Origin of the sequence: Azohydromonas lata NBRC 102462 (assembly GCF_001571085.1) — a bacterium.
Classification (GTDB): domain Bacteria; phylum Pseudomonadota; class Gammaproteobacteria; order Burkholderiales; family Burkholderiaceae_C; genus Azohydromonas; species Azohydromonas lata.
Genome location: NZ_BCTC01000035.1, coordinates 37,227 through 57,187 on the forward strand (window position 1 = coordinate 37,227; position 19,961 = coordinate 57,187).

The 19,961-nt window shown below is 71.4% G+C and carries 21 protein-coding genes; 15 read left to right on the plus strand and 6 right to left on the minus strand.

The window, feature by feature from the left end; genetic code table 11:
- Window positions 1-10 precede the first annotated feature (10 nt).
- The 4 genes from ALA01S_RS14090 to ALA01S_RS14105 all read right to left on the minus strand — a co-directional run bounded on the left by ALA01S_RS14090 (window position 11) and on the right by ALA01S_RS14105 (window position 3,134).
- Window positions 11-277, minus strand: coding sequence for a hypothetical protein (locus ALA01S_RS14090; RefSeq protein ID WP_066337428.1), 267 nt, complete (start codon window positions 275-277; stop codon window positions 11-13).
- On the minus strand, window positions 274-876 hold the full coding sequence (locus tag ALA01S_RS14095) for an RNA polymerase sigma factor (RefSeq protein WP_169805921.1): 603 nt from the start codon (window positions 874-876) through the stop codon (window positions 274-276). The genes ALA01S_RS14090 and ALA01S_RS14095 overlap by 4 nt, the downstream gene beginning before the upstream one ends.
- Window positions 877-1,051: 175 nt before the next feature.
- On the minus strand, window positions 1,052-2,146 hold the full coding sequence (ychF, locus tag ALA01S_RS14100; protein ID WP_066337430.1) for a redox-regulated ATPase YchF: 1,095 nt from the start codon (window positions 2,144-2,146) through the stop codon (window positions 1,052-1,054).
- Between the two features lie 142 nt (window positions 2,147-2,288).
- Window positions 2,289-3,134: an MOSC domain-containing protein gene (locus ALA01S_RS14105; RefSeq protein ID WP_066337432.1), complete on the minus strand. Its 846-nt coding sequence runs from the start codon at window positions 3,132-3,134 to the stop codon at window positions 2,289-2,291.
- 94 nt (window positions 3,135-3,228) lie between these two features.
- Here ALA01S_RS14105 and ALA01S_RS14110 point away from each other — a divergent pair, with 94 nt between their 5' ends.
- From ALA01S_RS14110 to ALA01S_RS14145, 8 genes are all read left to right on the plus strand, one after another.
- Window positions 3,229-4,341 (plus strand): FAD-dependent monooxygenase, encoded by a 1,113-nt coding sequence (locus tag ALA01S_RS14110; RefSeq protein ID WP_066337434.1) that lies wholly within the window; start codon window positions 3,229-3,231, stop codon window positions 4,339-4,341.
- 9 nt (window positions 4,342-4,350) lie between these two features.
- Window positions 4,351-5,109, plus strand: a complete 759-nt coding sequence (locus tag ALA01S_RS14115) for a DsbC family protein (protein WP_066337435.1) — start codon at window positions 4,351-4,353, stop codon at window positions 5,107-5,109.
- A gap of 101 nt (window positions 5,110-5,210) precedes the next feature.
- Window positions 5,211-5,663 (plus strand): DUF3429 domain-containing protein, encoded by a 453-nt coding sequence (locus tag ALA01S_RS14120; protein ID WP_066337436.1) that lies wholly within the window; start codon window positions 5,211-5,213, stop codon window positions 5,661-5,663.
- 77 nt (window positions 5,664-5,740) lie between these two features.
- Window positions 5,741-7,492 carry a M61 family metallopeptidase gene (locus ALA01S_RS14125; protein ID WP_066337442.1) on the plus strand — a complete coding sequence of 584 codons (1,752 nt, stop codon included), beginning with the start codon at window positions 5,741-5,743 and terminating at the stop codon, window positions 7,490-7,492.
- A 53-nt stretch (window positions 7,493-7,545) separates the two neighbouring features.
- Entirely contained in the window at window positions 7,546-8,820 is a 1,275-nt protein-coding gene (locus tag ALA01S_RS14130) for a DUF3108 domain-containing protein (RefSeq protein WP_066337444.1), read from the plus strand.
- A 133-nt stretch (window positions 8,821-8,953) separates the two neighbouring features.
- Window positions 8,954-9,730 carry an enoyl-CoA hydratase gene (locus tag ALA01S_RS14135; RefSeq protein ID WP_238455800.1) on the plus strand — a complete coding sequence of 259 codons (777 nt, stop codon included), beginning with the start codon at window positions 8,954-8,956 and terminating at the stop codon, window positions 9,728-9,730.
- Between the two features lie 37 nt (window positions 9,731-9,767).
- Window positions 9,768-10,163, plus strand: coding sequence for a PilZ domain-containing protein (locus ALA01S_RS14140; protein WP_066337447.1), 396 nt, complete (start codon window positions 9,768-9,770; stop codon window positions 10,161-10,163).
- Between the two features lie 210 nt (window positions 10,164-10,373).
- The gene (locus ALA01S_RS14145) at window positions 10,374-10,727 is read left to right on the plus strand and encodes a PilZ domain-containing protein (RefSeq protein WP_066337449.1); all 354 of its coding nucleotides are present in this window, start codon (window positions 10,374-10,376) and stop codon (window positions 10,725-10,727) included.
- A gap of 115 nt (window positions 10,728-10,842) precedes the next feature.
- Here the strand turns inward: ALA01S_RS14145 and ALA01S_RS14150 are convergent, their stop codons facing one another.
- Together ALA01S_RS14150 and lysS are read right to left on the minus strand one after the other, a co-directional pair.
- On the minus strand, window positions 10,843-11,409 hold the full coding sequence (locus tag ALA01S_RS14150) for a pyridoxamine 5'-phosphate oxidase family protein (protein WP_066337451.1): 567 nt from the start codon (window positions 11,407-11,409) through the stop codon (window positions 10,843-10,845).
- 197 nt (window positions 11,410-11,606) lie between these two features.
- Window positions 11,607-13,145, minus strand: a complete 1,539-nt coding sequence (lysS, locus tag ALA01S_RS14155) for a lysine--tRNA ligase (protein ID WP_066337452.1) — start codon at window positions 13,143-13,145, stop codon at window positions 11,607-11,609.
- Between the two features lie 99 nt (window positions 13,146-13,244).
- On the opposite strand from lysS, the gene ALA01S_RS14160 reads away from it, so the two are divergent.
- The 7 genes from ALA01S_RS14160 to ALA01S_RS14190 form a co-directional block, all read left to right on the plus strand.
- Window positions 13,245-13,805: a Uma2 family endonuclease gene (locus ALA01S_RS14160; RefSeq protein ID WP_066337454.1), complete on the plus strand. Its 561-nt coding sequence runs from the start codon at window positions 13,245-13,247 to the stop codon at window positions 13,803-13,805.
- Between the two features lie 72 nt (window positions 13,806-13,877).
- On the plus strand, window positions 13,878-15,134 hold the full coding sequence (locus tag ALA01S_RS14165) for an MATE family efflux transporter (RefSeq protein ID WP_066337457.1): 1,257 nt from the start codon (window positions 13,878-13,880) through the stop codon (window positions 15,132-15,134).
- Window positions 15,135-15,169: 35 nt separating this feature from the next.
- Window positions 15,170-15,745, plus strand: coding sequence for an acyltransferase (locus ALA01S_RS14170; protein ID WP_373862994.1), 576 nt, complete (start codon window positions 15,170-15,172; stop codon window positions 15,743-15,745).
- The gene (locus tag ALA01S_RS14175; RefSeq protein ID WP_238455798.1) at window positions 15,742-16,890 is read left to right on the plus strand and encodes a glycosyltransferase; all 1,149 of its coding nucleotides are present in this window, start codon (window positions 15,742-15,744) and stop codon (window positions 16,888-16,890) included. The genes ALA01S_RS14170 and ALA01S_RS14175 overlap by 4 nt, the downstream gene beginning before the upstream one ends.
- On the plus strand, window positions 16,887-17,915 hold the full coding sequence (locus ALA01S_RS14180) for a glycosyltransferase family 2 protein (protein WP_066337459.1): 1,029 nt from the start codon (window positions 16,887-16,889) through the stop codon (window positions 17,913-17,915). Before ALA01S_RS14175 ends, ALA01S_RS14180 begins: the two co-directional genes overlap by 4 nt.
- Window positions 17,916-18,635: 720 nt before the next feature.
- On the plus strand, window positions 18,636-19,343 hold the full coding sequence (locus ALA01S_RS14185; protein ID WP_066337472.1) for a class I SAM-dependent methyltransferase: 708 nt from the start codon (window positions 18,636-18,638) through the stop codon (window positions 19,341-19,343).
- Window positions 19,344-19,361: 18 nt separating this feature from the next.
- Window positions 19,362-19,961, plus strand: a 600-nt coding sequence (locus ALA01S_RS14190) for a nucleotide sugar dehydrogenase (protein ID WP_157119000.1), incomplete at its 3' end; no start/stop codon positions are given.

Sequence of the window (19,961 nt, forward strand, 5' to 3'; positions counted from 1 at the left end):
CGCAGCGCCTTCAGCCCGCGCCCAGGGTCGTGGCCGTCCACAGGCCCCAGGCGAAGGACAGCGCCTGCGCCAGCCCCGCGGTGCCGCCGGCGGCCAGCGCCAGCGCCTTGAGCCAGCGCGCGGCGCGCTGCCGTGCTTGGGCGACGGGCGAGGGCGGCACGGCCGGTGGCGGCAGCGCGGCCATCACGCGCTCGGTGAAATCGGCGGGCGGTGGCAGCAGCGGCGCGTCCAGGGCCTCGTCCAGCCAGTGCTCGTCGTCCTCAGGCAGGTGATTCATGCTTGCTCCCGTGCGGGAAGGTGTGATGCGTCGGCCAGCGCCTGGCGCAGCCGTTCGCGGGCGCGGTGCAGCCGGGCCTTGGCGGCGGCGGGCGTGCAGTCCTCGATGCGGGCCACGTCGGCCAGCGACAGCTCGTGCACGTAGGCCAGCGCCAGCACGCTGCGGTCGTGCGGGGGCAGGCGGCGCAGCGCGGCCTGCAGCGCGGCGCCGTCCTGGCGCGCCTGCAGGGCCTGCGCCGGGCCAGGGGCGTCGCACGCGGGCGCCGCGGCGCCGTCGTCGGCGGATAAGTCCAGCCCGCCCTGCAGCCGCTGGTGCTCGGCGCGGTCCAGCGCGTTGAGCGCCAGGCGGCGGGCGATGGTGAAGAGCCAGGTGGAGAAGGCGCCCTGCGCCGCGTCGTAGCGGGGCAGGTGCTGCCAGGCGCGAATGAAGGTGTCCTGCGCCAGTTCCTCGGCCTCGGCCTGGCGCAGCCCCATGCGGCCCAGGAAGGCGAACAGCGGACGCTGGAACTGCCGCACCAGCGCCGCGTAGGCCGCGCGATCGCCCGCGGCGGCTTGCGCCACGGTGCGCGCCAACGGCGGTTCGGCTCCCTCTGCGTCCACGTCGACCCCCTGTTTTTGTCTTGTCAGGGGCTTATACCGGCGAGGCGTGGAGTGGTTACAGGCGGCGCAGCGCCCAACGAAAAGCCCCGCCATCGCGAGGATGGGCGGGGCTGTAGCAGCTTGGCGAGGCGGCGCGGCAGGGCGCGCTTTCAGCGCCCAAGCGGCCGGCGCGGGATCAGACGTTGAACAGGAAGTTCATCACGTCGCCATCCTTGACCACGTATTCCTTGCCCTCGGCACGCATCTTCCCGGCGTCTTTGGCGCCTTGCTCGCCCTTGTAGGCGATGAAGTCGTCAAACGCGATGGTCTGCGCGCGGATGAAGCCGCGCTCGAAGTCGGTGTGGATCACGCCCGCGGCCTGCGGGGCGGTGTCGCCGATGTGGATGGTCCAGGCGCGCACTTCCTTCACGCCGGCGGTGAAGTAGGTCTGCAGGCCCAGCAGCTTGAAGGCGGCGCGGATCAGGCGGTTCAAGCCCGGCTCGTCCTGCCCCATCTCGGCCAGGAACATGGCGCGGTCTTCGTCTTCCATGTCGGCCAGCTCGGACTCGGTCTTGGCGCAGATGGCCACCACCGGGGCGTTCTGGCTGGCGGCGTACTCCTGCAGGCGGTCCAGGAAGGGGTTGTTCTCGAAGCCGTCCTCGGCCACGTTGCCCACGAACATCGCCGGCTTGGCCGTGATCAGGCACAGCGGCTTGAGAATGACCAGCTCTTCCTTGCTGAAGTCAATCGTGCGCACCGGCTTGGCCTGGTCCAGCGCGGCCTGGCACTTCTCCAGCACCTTGACCAGCGCGGCGGCTTCCTTGTCGTTGCCCGACCGCGCGGCCTTGACGTAGCGGTGCAGGCTTTTCTCGACCGTGCCCAGGTCGGCCAGGCACAGCTCGGTCTGGATCACCTCGATGTCGGCAATCGGGTCCACCTTGCCGGCCACGTGGATGACGTTCTCGTCCTCGAAGCAGCGCACCACGTTGACGATGGCGTCCGTCTCGCGGATGTGCGAGAGGAACTGGTTGCCCAGGCCTTCGCCCTTGGACGCGCCCGCCACCAGGCCGGCGATGTCCACGAATTCCACGATGGCCGGCACCACGCGCTCCGGCTTCACGATTTCCGACAGCTTGTCCAGCCGCGGGTCGGGCAGCTCCACCACGCCCACGTTGGGCTCGATGGTGCAGAAGGGGTAGTTCTCGGCAGCGATGCCCGCCTTGGTCAGCGCATTGAAGAGGGTGGACTTGCCCACGTTGGGCAGGCCCACGATGCCGCACTTGAGGCTCATGGGGAGATTCCGGGTAAGAAGGCTGAAAAGCGGAAGGCGGCGCAAGAGGCCGGAGAGGGGCGAAATTCTAGTCGCCCGGCCCCTTGACCAGCCCCGCACGGGGCTTGCTCGGCGGCGCCGGCGCGGCGTTTCTCACGCGGCTTCAGACGGCCAGCTCCGCTTCCACCGCCTCGCCCACGCGCAGCCCGGCGCCCACGCCGGCCGTGATCACGGCGTTCATGGCGAAGGTGATGCGCCCCTTCATGCGCGCATCGGCGCGGTAGGTGGCCAGCGTGTCGCCCGGCTCGTGGCCGCGCTCGGCGGTGGCCGGATCGACGTTGGGAATCGAGCAGCGCACGCACGGCTTCACGAGTTTCAACTGCACGCCGCCTTCGAAATCCAGCGTGTCGATGAAGTCTTCGCCGTTGGCGTCTTCCAGCCCGTCCAGCACCACGTTGGGCCGGAAGCGCTCCAGGGTCACCGGCGGCTGGCCGCGCGACGCCAGCCGCGCGTTCAGCTCAGCCAGCGACGCCGTCGAAGCCACCAGGATGGGAAACCCGTCGCTGAAGGCGTTCTCCGCCTCCACGCCGGCGCTCCACTTCGCTTGCGACAGCCGGCGCTGCGCCGGGTCGAAGCGCACCAGCCGCAGCGGCGTGCCCACGGCGGCCTCGAACCAGTTCGCGGCGGCGTCGCCCTGGTCCAGCGCCGTCACCTCGTCGTCCCAGACCTTCACTTGGCGCGGCGTGCCCTGGACTTCCAGCGGCAGCGCCAGCGGCAGCATGTCCGGCGCGTGCAGCAGCAGCGTGTCGCCCTCGAAGCTGGGCCGGATGAGCTGCATGCGCGGCCACTGGCGCTGGCTGGCGAAATCGCCGTCCGCGTCCACCAGCATCCAGGCACGGTCGTATTCCAGCCCGGTGGCCGTGAGGTGGGCCTGCTGCAGCGCGATGCCGGCGCAGGACTTCACCGGATACGTAAACAGCGAGTGCAGGCGCAGGGAGAGGTCGCTCACGGATAAAGCCTCGGAGGGGACGGGGGAGGGCCGGCATCCTACCCGCGCATCCCCCTGAAAGGATGGGTTGGCGGCGCTGCCTACAATTCCTGGCATGAGTTCCTACGACATCGCCGTGCGCGGCGCCGGTGCGGTGGGCCGCAGCCTGGCGCTGGCGCTCTCCCGCCAAGGTTTGAGCGTCGCGCTGCTGGCCTCGCCGCCCCGCGGCGCCGGCCCGGACGTGCGCGCCTACGCGCTCAACGCGCAGGCGGTGAACCTGCTGCGCAACCTGAAGGTCTGGGACGCGATGCCGGCCGACGCCGCCACCGCCGTCTCCGAAATGCTGGTGCACGGCGACGCCCACGGCAGCCGCCTGGAGTTCTCGGCCTGGGGCCAGTGCGTGGACGCGCTGTGCTGGATCGTGGACGCGCAGGCGCTGGACGAAGCCCTGGCCACCGCCATCCGCTTCGCCCCCCACGTCACCGAGCTGCCGGCCGACGCCCAAGTGCAGGCCACGCTCACGGCGCTGTGCGAAGGCAAGCACTCCGCCACCCGCGAGGCGCTCGGCGTGAATTTCCAGGTGAAGCCCTATGGCCACACCGCCGTGGCCGCGCGCCTGGTGGCCGACCGGCCGCACGAGGGCGTGGCGCGGCAGTGGTTCCGCAGCCCCGACATCCTGGCCCTGCTGCCCTTCGACCGGCCGCAGCCGCGGTGCTCCTACGGGCTGGTGTGGTCCATGCCCGCCGAGCGCGCGCAGGCCCTGCAGGCCCTGTCCGACGCCGACTTCGACGCCGCCTTGAATGAAGCCACGGGCGGCGCTGCCGGCACCTTGAAGCTGGACGGCCCCCGCGTCGGCTGGCCTTTGCAGCTCTCGCGTGCTGAAGCCCTGTGCGGCCCCGGCTGGGTGCTGCTGGGCGACTCGGCCCACACCGTGCACCCGCTCTCCGGCCAGGGCCTGAACCTGGGCCTGGGCGACGTGCAGGCGCTGGCGCTGGTCATCGCGCAGCGCGAGCCGTGGCGGCCCCTTTCCGACGAAAAGCTGCTGCGCCGCTACGTGCGCGAGCGCGCCGTGCCGACGATGGCCATGCAGCAGCTCACCGACGGCCTGCTGCACCTCTTCGAACAGGACGCCCCCGTGCTGCGCGAGCTGCGCAACCGCGGCCTCGACCTGGTCAATCAACTCACGCCGCTCAAGCGCTGGCTCGCCGGCCGCGCCCTGGGCACCTAAGGAGCCGCCATGAAGCGCACCGAATCCCCCGCCGCCGCCCCCCGGGGCCTGCAACGCCTGGCCCTCTCGGCGCTGCTGGCCGCGGCCGCCTTCGGCGCCGTGGCGCAGGAGGCGCAGATCCGCAAGAACCTCGCCGAGCGGCTGCCCAACCTGCCCAAGATCGACGAGGTCAGCCGCACCACCGTGCCGGGCCTGTGGGAGGTGCGCATCGGCACCGACGTCATGTACACCGACGACAAGGGCGACCACCTCATCCAGGGCCAGATCGTCGACACCCGCACCAAGACCAACCTCACCGAGGCGCGGCTCAACAAGCTCACCGCCATCGAGTTCGCCAGCCTGCCGCTCAAGGACGCCGTGGTCATCAAGCAGGGCAACGGCTCGCGCAAGCTCGCCGTGTTCGTGGACCCCAACTGCGGCTACTGCAAGCGCTTCGAGAAGGACCTGGCCACCATCAAGGACGTCACGGTCTACACCTTCCTCTATCCCATCCTTGGGCCGGACTCGGACGTGAAGTCCAAGGCCATCTGGTGCGCCAAGGACCAGGGCAAGACCTGGCGCGACTGGATGTTGGGCGGCGTCACCCCGCCGCGCAGCATGGGCGGCGACTGCGACACCGCCGCGCTGGAGCGCAACGTGGCCTTCGGCAAGAAGCACCGCGTGCAGGGCACGCCGGCGCTGATATTCGAGGACGGCACCCGTGTGCCCGGCGCCGTCTCCGCCGCCGAGGTCGAGAAGCAGCTTGCCGAGAGCGCCCGCAAGTCCTGATCGGCCCTGCGGCCGCCGTCCCGGCCAGGACACCGGCCGGTGTCGCGCCGGGCCCACCGGGTCAGCCGGCCGCAAGGGGGTGCGGCGGCACAATGTTGCACATGCATACGCCCGTCACCGTCGCCCCATCCGGCCCCTACCTGCCCGTGCAGCCCGCGCTGCGCCTGGGCTATGCCGGACTGATTCCCTTCGTCCTCGGTGCGTTGCTGGTGTGGTTCGTCCGTCCGGATGCGCACCCCTACGTCGTGGACGTGCTGGCCGCCTACGCGGCGCTCATCGTCTCCTTCCTCGGCGGCATCCACTGGGGGCTGGGTTTCATACACGGCCAGCCGCGCCTCTTCACCTGGGGCGTGGTGCCCTCGCTGCTGGCCTGGGTGGCGCTCCTGATGCCGCCCTACGCCGGCCTGGTGCTGCAGGGCGTGCTGCTGGTGGCCTGCTACCTGGTGGACCGCCGCGTCTACCCCTCGCTGGGCCTGCAGGCCTGGCTGACCTTGCGCTTTCGCCTCACCGCCGTGGGCGCGCTGAGCTGCTTCCTGGGCGCGGCGGGCACCTGAGCTGCCCGACACGCCCCATTCCTCGGGGCGCCGGCGCGGCGGCCCTGCCGTTCAACGCCTGACCATTGCCCGCAGCCATGATCCAGTACCGCATTGACGTCGAGGACGCCGCCTCTCACCTCTGGCGCGTCACGCTCACCGTGCCGCAACCCGCCGCCGAGCAGCGGCTGAGCCTGCCGGTGTGGATACCGGGCAGCTACATGGTGCGCGAGTTCGGCCGCCACCTCTCGGGGCTGCACGCCCGCCAGGGCGGCCGCGACGTGCCGCTGCAGCAGCTGGACAAGACCACCTGGGTGGCGCGCTGCGACGCCGCCGCCGGCAACGGCGCACCGCTGGAAGTGAGCTGCCTGGCCTACGCCTTCGACACCTCGGTGCGCACCGCCTTCCTGGACGCCGACCGCGGCTTCTTCAACGGCACCAGCCTGTGCCTGCGCGTCGAAGGCCGCGAGCACGAGCCCCACGGCATCAGCTTCGGCCCGCTGCCCGAAGGCTGGGACGTCGCCACCGCCATGTCCGCCGCGCCTGGCGCCGGGGCCCACGCCTACGCCGCCGCCGACTACAACGAGCTGGTCGACCACCCCTTCGAGCTGGGCCGCTTCTGGCGCGGCAGCTTCGAAGCGGCCGGCGTGCCGCATGAATTCATCGTGGCCGGCGCCTGGCCCGGCTTCGACGGCGAGCGGCTGCTGAACGACGCGCGGCGCATCTGCCAGGCGCAGATCGCCTTCTGGCACCCGCAGGACGAGGCTGCGCCCTTTGAGCGCTACGTCTTCCTGCTCAACGTGGTGGAAGACGGCTACGGCGGCCTGGAGCACCGCGCCAGCACGGCGCTGATCGCCTCGCGCCGCGACCTGCCGCGCCGCGGCACGCCCGCCGCCGCGCTCACCGACGGCTACGTCACCCTGCTGGGCCTCATCAGCCACGAGTACTTCCACAGCTGGAACGTCAAGCGCATGAAGCCGCGCGAGTTCCACGCCCTGGACTACACGCAGGAGAACTACACCCAGCTCCTGTGGTTCTTCGAAGGCTTCACCTCCTACTACGACGACCTGCTGCTGGTGCGCGCGGGCCTCATCGACGAGGCGCGCTATCTGAAGCTGGTGGCCAAGAACCTGAACGGCGTGCTGGCCACGCCGGGGCGCTTCGTGCAGAGCGTGGCGCAGTCCAGCTTCGACGCCTGGGTCAAGTACTACCGGGCCGACGAGAACACGCCCAACGCCACGGTGAGCTACTACGCCAAGGGCGCGCTGGTGGCGCTGGCGCTGGACCTGACGCTGCGCGGCAGCGGCGGCGGCTCGCTGGACGAGGTGATGCGCACCCTCTGGCGCGACAGCGGCGGCGGCCCCATCGGCGAGGACGACATCGCGCTGGCCGTGCAGCAGGTGGCCGGGCGCTCGCTGGCCGAGGAGCTGCGCCGCTGGGTGCACGGCACGCAGGACGTGGACGTGCGCCCGCTGCTGGAGCGCATGGGCGTGGCCTGGAAGGCCGAGCCCCAGGGCTTTGCCGCCGCGCTGGGCCTGCGCCTGAGCGAAGGGCCGGTGACGGGCGTGCAGGTGCGCGCGGTGCTGCGCGGCAGCGCCGCGGAGCGCGCGGGCGTGTCGGCCGGGGACGAGCTGCTGGCCGTGGACCGCTGGCGCGTGCGCCGGCTGGACGATGCGCAGCAATGGCTCACCGTGGGCGCCCCGTTCGAGCTGCTGCTGGTGCGCAACCAGCGCGTGCTGACCTGCCACGTCGCGCCGCCCGCCGACCACCCGGGCACCGTCGCCCTGGCGGTGGACGAGGGCGCAGCCGAGGAGGCCAAGGCGCGGCGCAAGGCGTGGCTGCTGGGGTGAGGGCGGGCGGTGCGTCGTCGCCGCAAGTACTGAAGCAGCCGGCCTGACGCGCCATGCCCTCGAACTTCAGGCCTCGGCTTCGCCCGCGCCGCCGCCTGCTCGTCCTGGCCCTGCTGGCCCTGGCCGTGCTGCTGGCGCACGTGCGGCTGCTGGACGAGGTCGCGCTGTCGCTGCCGCAGGCCGACGCCCCGCCGCCGCCGATCGAGGTCGCCTTCGTCCGCGAGCTCGCACCCACCGTGCCGCCGCCGCCGCCCGCCGCACCGCCCAAGCCACCACCGCCGCCCCCCGTGGCCAAGGCGCCGCCCAAGCCGGCCGAGGCCGCCTCGGCGCCCAAGCCGCGCGAGGAACCACCGCGAGAGGAACCGCCGCAAGAGCCGCCGAAAGAGGCCGCCCAGGAGGCCTCCCAGGCGACCGCCCAGGAGCCTTCCGCCCAGGACGCGGCTGCCGCCGAAGCCGCCGCCTCGGCGCCGCAGGCGGCGGCCTCCGCCCCGGCCGAGGCCGCTTCCACCGTGGCCGAGGCCGCCTCCCCCCCGGCGCCCGCGGTGTCCGCGCCTGCCGCCGTCGCGGCCGCTTCCGCCCCGCTGCCGCCGGCCCCGGCCGCTTCCGCCGCCCCCGTCGCGCCCGTGGACCCGGCCGCCACCGCCGCCGCCGACCCGCTGCGCGACTGGCCGCCCTCCACCCAGCTCGAATACGAGCTCGGCGGCTGGTACCGCGGTGAGGTGCACGGCAGCGCCCGCGTGCTGTGGCTGCGCCAGGACAGGCGCTACCAGGTGCGGCTGGAAGTGGTGGTGGGCCCCGGCTTCGCGCCGCTGATGACGCGGCGCATGACCAGCGACGGCGAGGTCAACAGCCGCGGCCTGTCCCCGCGCCGCTACGACGAGGAAACCCAACTGGGCTTTCTCTCCCCGCGCCGCGCCACCGTGCGCTTCGAGGACGACGCCATCGTCCTGGCCAACGGCTCGCGCCGCGTGCCCATGGCCGGCGTGCAGGACTCGGCCAGCCAGTTCGTCCAGCTCACCTGGCTTTTCACGCTGCAGCCCTCGCTGCTGCGCCGCGGCAACGCGGTGGAGCTGCCCCTGGCGCTGCCGCGCCGGCTGGACCCGTGGACCTACGACGTGTTGGGCGAGGAGGAGATCGAAACCCCCTTGGGCCGCCTCAGCGCCGTGCACGTGAAGCCCAGGCGCGAGCCCGTGGCGGGCGAGGTCATGACGGCCGAGGCCTGGTTTGCGCCGTCGCTGCAATACCTGCCCGTGCGGCTGCTCATACGCCAGTCCGCCGACGTGTGGGCCGACCTGCGGCTCAAGCGGCTGCCGCTGCAGTCGCGCTGAAGGCGGCCGCCGCCGGGGGCCGCGGGGGAAGCCTCCCCCGTCAATTCCCCGGGTCCCGGGGTGTGGCGCTTATAGTCATCGCCGCACCTGAACTCCCCGACAGAGAAGACACCCCATGGAATTCGAAAACCTGATGACGGCGCTGCACGGCGGCGAGGACGGCGCGCTCAAGACGGCGGTGATCACGCTGCACCGGCCCAAGGCGCTCAATGCCCTGAACGACCCGCTCATGGACGAGCTGGGCCAGGCGCTCCTGGCCTTCGACGCCGACGACGCGGTGGGCTGCATCGTGATCACCGGCAGCGAAAAAGCCTTTGCCGCCGGCGCCGACATCGCCGCCATGGCCAAGCGCGACTTCATGGACGTGTTCAAGACCCGGTTCATCACCCGCAACTGGGAAACCATCCGCCAGGTGCGCAAGCCCGTGATCGCCGCCGTCTCCGGCTTCGCCCTGGGCGGCGGCTGCGAGCTGGCCATGATGTGCGACTTCATCATCGCCGCCGACACGGCCAAGTTCGGCCAGCCGGAAATCAAGATCGGCATCATGCCCGGCGCCGGCGGCACGCAGCGGCTGCCCCGCGCCATCGGCAAGAGCAAGGCCATGGACCTCATCCTCACCGGCCGCATGATGGACGCGCAGGAAGCCGAGCGCGCCGGGCTGGTGTCGCGCGTGGTACCCGCCGGCCAGTTGATGCAGGAGGCGCTGGCCGCCGCCGCCGCCATCTGCGGCTGGGGGCTGCCGGCGGTGATGATGGCCAAGGACTGCGTCAACCGCGCTTTTGAAACCACGCTCACTGAAGGCATCGCCTACGAGCGCGGCCTCTTCCACTCCATGTTCGCCACGGAGGACCAGAAGGAGGGCATGGACGCTTTCCTGACCAAGCGCAAGCCCAGCTTCAAGCATCGCTGAGCACACTGGCCGAGCCGCCGTCGTCAAGGGAGTCGTCATGTCCGCACCAGAAGAAGCCGTTACCTGGGTCAACCTGAACGAGGACAGGCGGCTTTACCCGCGCAAATTCCTCTCCGGCACCGGTTATGTGGTGGTGCCGGGGCGTCCGGCCTTCGAAGTGCACACGCAGGACATCAGCTTGGGCGGCATGGGCGTGGTGTCACCGCTGAATTTGCCTTATGAGCTGCTGTGCGAAATGCATTTCACGCTGCCGCGCGAGCCGGCCGGCATGGACGTTCTGGCCGTGTCGGTGCGGGTGGTTCACAGCATATTGAGCGGCCGGCAGCGTGGGTTTCTGGTGGGCCTGCAATTCGTCAATTTGCCGCCCAACACCATGGCCACCATCAGCCGCTTCATGGCGGCCACTTCCTTGATGATGGGCTCCGGCAGTTGAACCGGCCCAGATTGCAGAATCCATGAAAACGTCCGGCCAATGGTGGCTGGACTGTGATATGTGGGGCTCGCGGGCGCAGCCGCCGTATGGGCCGGCGAAGGGATGCCGCAATACTGGCGACCTCGTTCCACTTGTGATCCCGTCATATTCCAGCGGGAACCCGCGCCTATGTTTCCAGAAACTGAAGACGCCAGTTGGCCCGCAGCCGGCATGGACCGGCGCCGCTTTCCACGCAAGTTCATCTCCGGTACGGGGCATCTGCTGGTTCCCGGTCAGCCGCCCATTGAAGTGCACACGCAGGACATCAGCCTGGGCGGCGTGGGCGTGATCGCGCCGCGACCCTTTCCCCATGAAACCCCCTGCCGCCTCCGCTTTGCCCTGTCCCGGGAAAGCTACGGCATGGATTTCATCACGGTCCCCGTGCGCGTGGTGCATTGCGTGCTCAGCGGCCGGGAATATGGATATATATTGGGTCTGGAATATCACAATATGACCGGCAGTGTGGAAGAGGTGGTAAAAAAATACATGTCCGCAAAGGGCGGAGCGCTGGTCATAGGGGATTGATCTTGGGTTTCTGTATTTGAATGCGGTTGAATTTGGCGTTTGAATGGCGGAACTGTTCTTCTGCGGGATTCAAATGGCCGGGCTGCGCTGATCATGTTGCGCACACCATGAGTTTTCAGGGTTGCAGCCATTTGCCGCCCAGGGCGTCGAAACAGGCGCGGCGCTGGCCCGCGGGTTGGAGCTCCAGCCAGTCCAGGGCGCGCACGTGGGCGTGCACCAGGGCGAAGTGCCCGCGCGAGGCGCGCTCAGGCGAGGGCGGGCACAGCGGGGTGCCGGGGGCGGCGGGCGAGAGGTAGTCCTGCGCCGCCGGCGTGAGCTTCAATTGCGCCCAGCGCGAGGAGACGGCCAGGCCCGCGGTCTCCACCTCCAGCGTCACGCGCAGCCGCAACTGCCAGCCCAGTTGCGCCGACCACAGCAGCAGCGTGCCGCGCGGGTGCTCGGCGATGTGGCGCACCTTGGTGCTGCGCGAGTCGGTGAAGAAGAGCAGCTCGCGCGCCTCGGCGTCCACCTCGCGCAGGATCACGCTGCGCGCGAAGGCCTCGCGCCCGTCCGTGGTGGCCAGCGTCATGGTGCGCCAGGCGTGGCCGCGCGAGGCGGCGGCGTTGGCCATCTCGGCCCAACAGGCGGCCTCCACGGCGTGCAGCGATTGCAGGGCGTCCAGCGGTTCCTGGGGGCGGTCCATGCGCGGTCTCCTCGGCTTTGGTTTTCTCCTGCCCCCGACTTCTTTTGCTGCGCAGCGTAGGCGCGGCAGGCAGTGCGAAGGTTCACCTGGATCAAAAGCGCAGCGCCGGCGCGGGTTCGTCCCGGGCCGGCGCCGTGTGGAGTGCGTGGCGTCCCCGCGGCGGCGCTTGGGCGCCGCCGGCGGTTGCGTCAGGGGCTTCAGTGCCCGTTGTTGACCTGGCCCTCGCGGCGCAGCGCGGGGAAGAGGATCACGTCGCGGATGCTGGCGCTGTCGGTGATGAGCATGACCAGGCGGTCGATGCCGATGCCGCAGCCGCCGGCCGGGGGCATGCCGTATTCCAGCGCGCGGATGAAGTCGGCGTCGAAGTACATGGCCTCCTCGTCGCCGGCGTCCTTGTTCTTCACCTGGGAGAGGAAGCGCTCGGCCTGGTCCTCGGCGTCGTTGAGCTCGGAGAAGCCGTTGGCGATCTCGCGCCCGGTGATGTAGAGCTCGAAGCGCTCGGTGCGGGTGGGGTCGGCGTCCGCGGCGCGGGCCAGGGGGCTGACTTCCACCGGGTGGTCCACGATGAAGGTCGGGGCCCACAGGTGGTGCTCCACGTACTCCTCGAACACGCCGAACTGCAGTTGCGCCAGGTTCCAGTGCGCGGGGGCCTCGTGGCCGCCGTGCTTGAGCTGCGCGCGCAGCGCAGCCTCGTCGTCAATGCGCTCGGCGCCGACTTCGGGCACGTACTTCACGATGGCGTCGCGGATGGACAGCCGCTCGAAGGGCTGCTCCAGGTCCACCTCGCGGCCCTGATAGCTCACCTTGGCGCTGCCCGTGGCCTGGCGCGCGGCGTGGCGGATGACCTGCTCGGTGTAGCCCATCACGTCGTGGTAGTTCCAGTAGGCCGCGTAGAACTCCATCATCGTGAATTCCGGGTTGTGCCGGACCGAGATGCCTTCGTTGCGGAAGTTGCGGTTGATCTCGAACACGCGCTCGAAGCCGCCCACCAGCAGCCGCTTGAGATAGAGCTCCGGCGCGATGCGCAGGAACATTTCCTGGTCCAGCGCGTTGTGGTGCGTCACGAAGGGCTTGGCGTTGGCGCCGCCGGGGATGGGGTGGAGCATGGGCGTTTCGACTTCCAGGAAGCCGTGCTCGACCATGTAGTGGCGGATGGAGCTCACGGCCTTGCTGCGGGCCACGAAGCGCGAGCGGGCGTGCTCGTCGGTGATGAGGTCCACGTAGCGCTGGCGGTACTTCTGCTCCTGGTCGGCCATGCCGTGGAACTTGTCCGGCAGCGGGCGCAGGCTCTTGGTGAGCAGGCGAAGCTGCGTGACCTTGATGGAGAGCTCGCCGGAGCGGGTGCGGAACAGGGTGCCCTGGGCGCCCAGGATGTCGCCCAGGTCGTTGTGCTTGAAGGCGTCGTAGGCCTCGTCGCCCACGTCGGCCTTGGAGACGTAGAGCTGGACGCGGCCGTGGGTTGGGCCGAAGGAGGCGTCCTGCAGCGTGCCGAAGCTGGCCTTGCCCATGACGCGCTTGAGCATCAGCCGCCCGGCCACGGCCACCGCGATGGCTTGCGGCTCCAGCTCCTCGTTGGGCGTTTGGCCGAAGCGCTGCTGCAGGTCGGCCGCGTCGTGGGTGGGCTTGAAGTCGTTGGGGAAGACCACGCCGCCACGGCCGCGCAGCGCGGCCAGTTTTTCGCGCCGCTCGGCGATGAGCTTGTTGTCGTCAGTCTGGGGAAGGTCGTGGCTGCTCATGGCTGAAGAGGGCTTCGCGGCGGGAAAAAGGGCGGATTGTAGAAGCGCACAATACTGGGCCGTATTCAACGCAACGCTTTACGGACTGGATGCACGCTCATGGCCGTCCCGCAGCACAAGTTGTCGCTGGCTGAGTTCCTGGAGTGGGAGAACGCTCACTCCGACCGCCACGAATTCCACCGCGGTGAGGTCTTTGCGATGGTGGGCGGCCGGCGCAGCCACGGCCGCGTGGTGGCCAACCTGGTGCGGCATCTGGGCAATGTGCTCGACGGCTCGCCTTGCCAAATCTTCAGCGAATCCATGAAGGTGCAGGTGGCGGACGACACCCTCCTGTACCCGGACGTGTTCGTCACCTGCGACAAGGCCGACCTCGCCACGGAAATGATCTTTCGCGCACCGGCGCTGGTCATTGAAGTGCTTTCACCCAGCACGCAGGCTTACGACCGCAGCCAGAAATTCGCCCTCTACCGCCGGATTCCCGCACTGCGCGAGTACGTGCTGCTCGATCCCGACACGCGCCGCGCCGAGGCTTTCCGGCGCACCGCCGACGGCGGCTGGACTTTCCACGACATGAGCGAGGACGCCGTGCTCTCGCTGCCGGTGATTGAAGCCGGCGTGCCGCTGGCAGACGTTTTCCAGGGCGTGGACGCCTCGCCCTGATCCGCTGCGGCGGGCCGCCACCCCCGCCCGGCGACAATGCGGCCCCCTCGCAGCCGCCCAAATCGAATCCCCATGTCCCTTGCCGGCCTGGCCCGTGGCGCCAGCCTGAACCTGATCGCGCGCGCCGCCACCGTGGCGCTGGGCCTGGCCCTCATGGTCCACGTCGCGCGGCTTGGGCCGGCGGTGCAGGGCGCCTTCGCGCTCTTCGTCGCCGTGGAGTCGCTGCTGCTCACTCTGGGCTCCGGCTTCGGCCTGGCGCTGGCGCGGCGCATCTCGCACCACCGCGAGCCGCCCGCGGCGGGACTGCGGCGCTGGCTGGCGGTGTGCGTCGCCTTCGGCGCCGCGGCCTCGCTGGTGCTGCTGGCCGGGTCCCTCGCCGCGGACCGCCCGCCCTACGACCGCCTGGGCCTCATGGCGCTGGTGGCGCCGCTGCTGCTGCTGGTGCCCACCGCCACCGGGCTGTGGCTGGGCCAGGGCCGCATGGCGCCCTTGAACCTCCCGCAGGTCGCCTCGCCCGCGCTCGTCCTGCTGGCGCTGCTGCTGCTGCCCGGCGGCGGCTCGACAGACCTGCTCGGCCCGGTGCTCGTGGCCTGGGTCGCGGCCAAGGCGCTCGTGGGCCTGGCCACCGCGGGCGCGGCGCTGCGCGAGACCCGCGCCGATGCCGCCGCCGACGCCCCCTGGGGCGGGCTCCGGCGCGACGCGCGCTTCGTGATCGAAATCGGCATCACCAACGTCGTGAGCCTGCTGAACTACCGCGTCACGCTCTTCCTGGTCGAGCGCAACGAGGGCCTGGCGGCCGCGGGCGTGTACTCGGTGGCCGTGCAGGTGGCCGAGCTGCTGTGGCTGCTGTCCTCGGCGCTGACCATCTCGGCCTACCACCGCATTGGGCAGCCCGACAGCCGGGCGGCCGCCCGCACCGCGCTGCACGCCGCGCGCATGAACGTGGCGCTGGCCGCGGGCGCCGCGCCGCTGCTGTGGGGCGCCGCGGCCCTGGCGCTGCCGCGCGTGCTGGGCGAGGCCTATGCCGGCGCGCTCCTGCCGCTGGCGGCGCTGCTGCCGGGCATCGCGGCCTACGCGGCGGCCTCCAGCCTCTCGGCCTTCTTCACCAACCACCTTGGGCGGCCCCACCTGTCGGGGCTGATCGCCGCGCTCTCGCTGGCCCTCAACACCCTGGGCTGCCTGCTGGTGGTGCCGCGCTTTGGCGCCTTCGGCGCCGCGGCCAGCACCAGCGCGGCCTACCTGGGCGCCATTGGCGTGGCCTTGTGGCTGTTCAGGCGCGCCGCGCGCGAGGCCCAGGCGCAGGAGGCGCCGGGCGAGCCGCGACAATAGAAGTCTTTGCCAATCGCCCCTGCCGACAGCCCGCCGTGTCCATCAAGAGAGCCCTGCTGCACCTGTTCAGCCGCGTGGTCGCTCCACGCATGGTCTACGGCTGGCGCACGGCCGACGGCCGGCTGCTGCGCCACACCCGCATCAGCACCCACGCCTTCGTGGAACACCGCGACAGCCTGCAAGTCGGCGACCACGTCTTCATAGGCCACTTCAACTTCCTGGACGCCTCCGGCGGCCTGTCCGTGGGCGAGGGCTGCCAGATCACCAACCACGTCTCCATCCTCACCCACAGCTCGCACCACGCGCTGCGCGTGTGCGGCCGCGGCTACTTCGGCCACCCGCGCCCGCCCGGCTACCGCCAGGCCTCCACCGAGATCGGCCCCTACTGCTTCATCGGCCCGCACGCCGTCATCGCCCCGGGCAGCCGGCTTGGGCGCGGCGTGCTGGTGACGGCCTACAGCTACGTCTCCGGCAACGTGCCGGACTTCGCCATCGTCCAGGGCCAGCCCGCCCGCGTGGTGGGCGACGTGCGCGACGTGGACCGCACCCTGCTGCAGCTCCACCCGGAGATGCGCGAGCACTACCGCGCCTGGGCCGGAGAGCTGCCATGAGCATGCCCATCAGCACGCCCACCAGTACCGCCATGAACGGCCGTCCCCTGCGCATCCTCTTCACCGGCGACGCCGACAGCGTGCACCTGCAGCGCTGGGTGCTGGAGATGCACCGCCGCGGCGCCGAGTGCCACGTGCTCACGCGCCGCCCGGCCGTGGTGCCGGGCGCCGCGGCCGTGCATGCGATCCGCCCCGGCGGCGACGCGGCCGGCTGGTTCCTGGCCCTGCCGCAGGTGCGCCGCCACGCCGCGCGCATCGCGCCGGACCTGGTGCACGGCCACTACGTCAGCTCCAACGGCCTGTGGGCCGCGGCCTGCGGGCGCCGCCCCGTGGTGCTGACCGCCTGGGGCACGGACTTGTTGGTCACGCCCAAACGCAGCCGCCTCATGCACGCCATCACCGGCTGGACGCTGCGCCGCGCCGCGCTGCTCACCGGCGACTCGCGCGACCTCATCGAGGCCATGGACGGCTATGGCGCCACCGCCCCGCGCGAGGAGCTGCTCTGGGGCGTGGACACCGCCCATTTCGAGCTGCCGCCGGCCGGCGTGCGCGCGGGGGAGGGCGGCGCGCTGGAGCTGCTGAGCCTGCGCTCCTGGGAGCCCAACTACCGCATCGACGTCATCCTGCAGGCGCTGGCCCTGCTCAGGCAGCGCGACCCGGCCGCCCAAGTGCGCCTGGCGCTGTTGGGCGGCGGCTCGCTGGAGGCCGGCTTGCGCGAGCAGGCCCGCGCCCTGGGCCTGCAGGACGTGGTGCGCTTCGTCGGCCGCCAGAACGACGCCGGCATGCTGCAGTGGATGCAGCGCTGCCACGTCTCGCTGAGCGTGCCGGAGAGCGACGCGACCTCGGTGTCGGTGCTGGAGTCCATGGCCTGCGGGCTGGCGCTGGTGGCCTCGGACCTGCCCGCCAACCGGCAATGGATCACCCCGCAGGGCGGCCGGCTCGTCCCCGCCGGCGACGCCGCCGCGCTGGCCGCTGCGATAGGCGAGCTGCGCGCCTTGCCGCGCGCCACGCTGGACGCCATGGGCCGCCACAACCGCGCCATCGTCCTGCAGCGTGCCGCGCGCAAGGACCACATGGACCGCATGTACGCCCTGTACCTGCAACTGCTGGGCCGCGCGCCGCTGGCCTCGGGAGCCGCGGCATGAGCGGGCAGGGCGTGAGGATCGTCAGCGTCATCGTCCCCTGCCGCAACGAGCGGCTGCACATCGCCGCCTTCTGCGCCTCGGCGCGCGCGCAGCAGTTGCCGCCGGGCTGGGTGCTGGAGCTGCTGATCGCCGACGGCGACAGCGACGACGGCACGCGCGGCGAGCTGCAGCGCCTGGCCGCGGCGGACCCCCGCATCCGCCAGCTGGACAACCCGGGGCGCATCGTCTCCTGCGGGCTGAACCGCGCTCTGGCGGCGGCGCAAGGCGAGGTCATCGTCCGCATGGACGTGCACACCCGCTACGCGCCGGACTACGTGGCGCAGTGCATCGCCGCGCTGGAGCGCAGCGGCGCCGCCGTGGTGGGCGGGCCCTGGCGGGCCGAGGGGCGCGCGCCGTGGCAGCGCGCCATCGCCGCGGCCTTTCAGTCGCGCTGGGTGGCCGGCGGCGCGCGCTCGCGCCAGCTCGACTACGAGGGCGAGGCCGACACCGTGTACCTGGGCGCCTGGCGGCGCGACACCTTCGAGCGCTTCGGCGGCTTCGACGAGCAGCTCGTCCGCAACCAGGACGACGAGCACAACCTGCGCATCACGCGCGGCGGCGGCCGGGTGTGGCAGAGCGCGCGCATACGCTCGCTGTACGAGCCGCGCGGCTCGGTCAAGGCGCTGTTCCGCCAGTGGCTGCAGTACGGCTACTGGAAGCCCTTCGTGATGCGCAAGCATGGCCAGCCCGCGGCGCTGCGCCAGCTCGTCCCCGGCATCTTCGTGGGCGGGCAGTTGCTGCTCACCGCGCTGGCGCTGCTGGGCGCGCCCTGGGCGCTGCCGCTGGCATGGCTCGCGGCCTACGCGGGTGCCGTGGGTGCGCTGTCGCTGCTGGTGGCGGCCGACGGGCATTGGGCGCTGCTGCCGCGGCTGCCGGTGGTGATCGCTGCGCACCACGTGGGCTATGGCATCGGCACGCTGCTGGGCTGGTGGGACGTGCTGCGCCACGGGCGCGGGCGCGAGTGGTTTTCCAAGCTCACGCGCTGAGGGCGTGGACACCTGCCGGAGCCGTGCGCTGATGTCATTCCTTGCCTGTTTTGCCGAACCCCTGCGAGCGCTGGCCGGAGCGGGGCGGGGTGTGGACGCGGATGTGGGCACAGGCGCAGGCGGCAGCCGAAAGCTGATCGGTCACGCTCTCTACTTCGTCATCCCCGCGCAGGCGGGGACCCAGGCGGTCCCACGCCGGCGCGTGAGCAGAAAAGCCGGCGCCGGAACCCGCGGCATCCGAAGTTCCAGCAAGGCAGCTTGCGGCCGGCTTGGGGTCCGCCTGGGTTTCCGCCTTCGCGCACGGCTGTCTGGGGGAAACAGGGAAGGGCTTCGTATCCCGTCAGCTCCGGCGCTGCGCCTTCTGCATCGTCATGCCCGCGAAAGCGGGCATCCACGAACACCGAGGTGTGGCCTTCGAACGGCACCGCCCCGGGCCGGCATCGGCGCACCGGCACCCCGGCCGGCGTGGATGCCCGCTTTCGCGGGCATGACGGATGAGGGTGCAAAGCGCCTGGGCTCACGGGATGCCAACGGCGGCCGGGTTCCCCGGACAGCACTGCGCCTGCGCGGGAACGACGAAGCAGGGTGCGAAGCGCCTTGGCTGGCGGGAGGCCAGCTCCCACACGGCGCTCCCCGGACAGGCATACGCGCAGCCCGGAATGACGAAGTGGACGGCGGGACGCGCCGGCCCTTGGCGGTGGCATGGGGAGCCGCACGGCCATGACGCTTCCGCCTCCCCACGACGAGCCCGCCGCCGTGCGCGAGCGCTATGCGCGCCGCGCCGGCCTGGCCGGGCGCTACCACCCGCTGCGCCCCGAGGTGCTGCTGGCGCGCCAGCAGCGCGAGCGCGCCCTGTGCGCGCTGCTGCGCGAGCACGTGGGCTTCAACCTCGCGGCGCTGCGCGCCACGGAAGTGGGCTGCGGCAGCGGCGACAACCTGCTGGAGCTGCTGCGCCTGGGCTTCAGCCCGGCCCACCTGCGCGGCATCGAGCTGCTGGCCGAGCGCCACGCCCAGGCGCGCGCGCGGCTGCCCGCGGCCACGCAAGTGCTGCTGGGCGACGCGTCGCGGGCCGAGGTGCCGCCCGCCAGCCAGGACATCGTCTTTCAAAGCACCGTCTTTTCCTCGCTGCTGGACGACGCCTTCCAGCAGCGCCTGGCCGACGCCATGTGGCGCTGGCTGCGCCCCGGCGGCGCCGTGCTCTGGTACGACTTCGCCTTCGACAACCCCGCCAACCGCGACGTGCGCGGCGTGCCCCTGGCGCGCGTGCGCGCGCTGTTTCCGCACGGCCGCCTGTCGGCGCGCCGCGTCACCCTGGCCCCGCCGCTGGCGCGCCTGGCCTGCCGAGTGCACCCCGCGCTGCACCGGCTGCTCGACGCCGTGCCCTGGCTGCGCACGCACCGGCTGTGCTGGATCGCCAAACCTGAATAAACAAGGGAGAGCCCCATCATGAAAGTCACCGTCGTCGGCTCCGGCTACGTGGGCCTGGTCACCGGCGCCTGCCTGGCCGAAATGGGCAACCACGTGCTGTGCATGGACCTGGACGAACGCAAGATCCAGGTGCTGCGCGAGGGCGGGTTGCCCATCCACGAGCCCGGCCTGCTGGAAGTGGTGCAGCGCAACGTGGCCGCCAAACGGCTGGAATTCACCACCGACGTGGACGCCGCCGTGCGCCACGGCACGTTGCAGTTCATCGCCGTGGGCACGCCGCCGGACGAGGACGGCTCGGCCGACCTGAGCCACGTCGTGGCGGCGGCCCGCGCCATCGGCGAGCGCATGACGGACTACAAGGTCATCGTGGACAAGTCCACCGTGCCCGTGGGCACCGCCGACCGCGTGCGCGAGGCCGTGGCGCAGGCGCTGGCCGCGCGCGGCATGGAGCTGGAGTTCGCCGTGGTCTCCAACCCCGAGTTCCTCAAGGAAGGCGCGGCGGTGGAGGACTTCATGCGGCCGGACCGCATCATCGTCGGCGGCGACGACGAGCGCGCCCTGCTGCTCATGCGCGCGCTCTACGCCCCGTTCGTGCGCTCGCGCGACCGGCTGCTGGTG

Coding starts and splice junctions, on each gene's coding strand:
- ALA01S_RS14130 (WP_066337444.1), top strand. CDS start 7,546: ATGCCCTCGAACTTCAGGCCTCGGCTTCGCCCGCGCCGCCGCCTGCTC.
- ALA01S_RS14115 (WP_066337435.1), top strand. CDS start 4,351: ATGAAGCGCACCGAATCCCCCGCCGCCGCCCCCCGGGGCCTGCAACGC.
- ALA01S_RS14150 (WP_066337451.1), bottom strand. CDS start 11,409: ATGGACCGCCCCCAGGAACCGCTGGACGCCCTGCAATCGCTGCACGCC.
- ALA01S_RS14165 (WP_066337457.1), top strand. CDS start 13,878: ATGTCCCTTGCCGGCCTGGCCCGTGGCGCCAGCCTGAACCTGATCGCG.
- lysS (WP_066337452.1), bottom strand. CDS start 13,145: ATGAGCAGCCACGACCTTCCCCAGACTGACGACAACAAGCTCATCGCC.
- ychF (WP_066337430.1), bottom strand. CDS start 2,146: ATGAGCCTCAAGTGCGGCATCGTGGGCCTGCCCAACGTGGGCAAGTCC.
- ALA01S_RS14140 (WP_066337447.1), top strand. CDS start 9,768: ATGTCCGCACCAGAAGAAGCCGTTACCTGGGTCAACCTGAACGAGGAC.
- ALA01S_RS14120 (WP_066337436.1), top strand. CDS start 5,211: ATGCATACGCCCGTCACCGTCGCCCCATCCGGCCCCTACCTGCCCGTG.
- ALA01S_RS14185 (WP_066337472.1), top strand. CDS start 18,636: ATGACGCTTCCGCCTCCCCACGACGAGCCCGCCGCCGTGCGCGAGCGC.
- ALA01S_RS14125 (WP_066337442.1), top strand. CDS start 5,741: ATGATCCAGTACCGCATTGACGTCGAGGACGCCGCCTCTCACCTCTGG.
- ALA01S_RS14175 (WP_238455798.1), top strand. CDS start 15,742: ATGAGCATGCCCATCAGCACGCCCACCAGTACCGCCATGAACGGCCGT.
- ALA01S_RS14160 (WP_066337454.1), top strand. CDS start 13,245: ATGGCCGTCCCGCAGCACAAGTTGTCGCTGGCTGAGTTCCTGGAGTGG.
- ALA01S_RS14180 (WP_066337459.1), top strand. CDS start 16,887: ATGAGCGGGCAGGGCGTGAGGATCGTCAGCGTCATCGTCCCCTGCCGC.
- ALA01S_RS14090 (WP_066337428.1), bottom strand. CDS start 277: ATGAATCACCTGCCTGAGGACGACGAGCACTGGCTGGACGAGGCCCTG.
- ALA01S_RS14135 (WP_238455800.1), top strand. CDS start 8,954: ATGACGGCGCTGCACGGCGGCGAGGACGGCGCGCTCAAGACGGCGGTG.
- ALA01S_RS14145 (WP_066337449.1), top strand. CDS start 10,374: ATGGACCGGCGCCGCTTTCCACGCAAGTTCATCTCCGGTACGGGGCAT.
- ALA01S_RS14110 (WP_066337434.1), top strand. CDS start 3,229: ATGAGTTCCTACGACATCGCCGTGCGCGGCGCCGGTGCGGTGGGCCGC.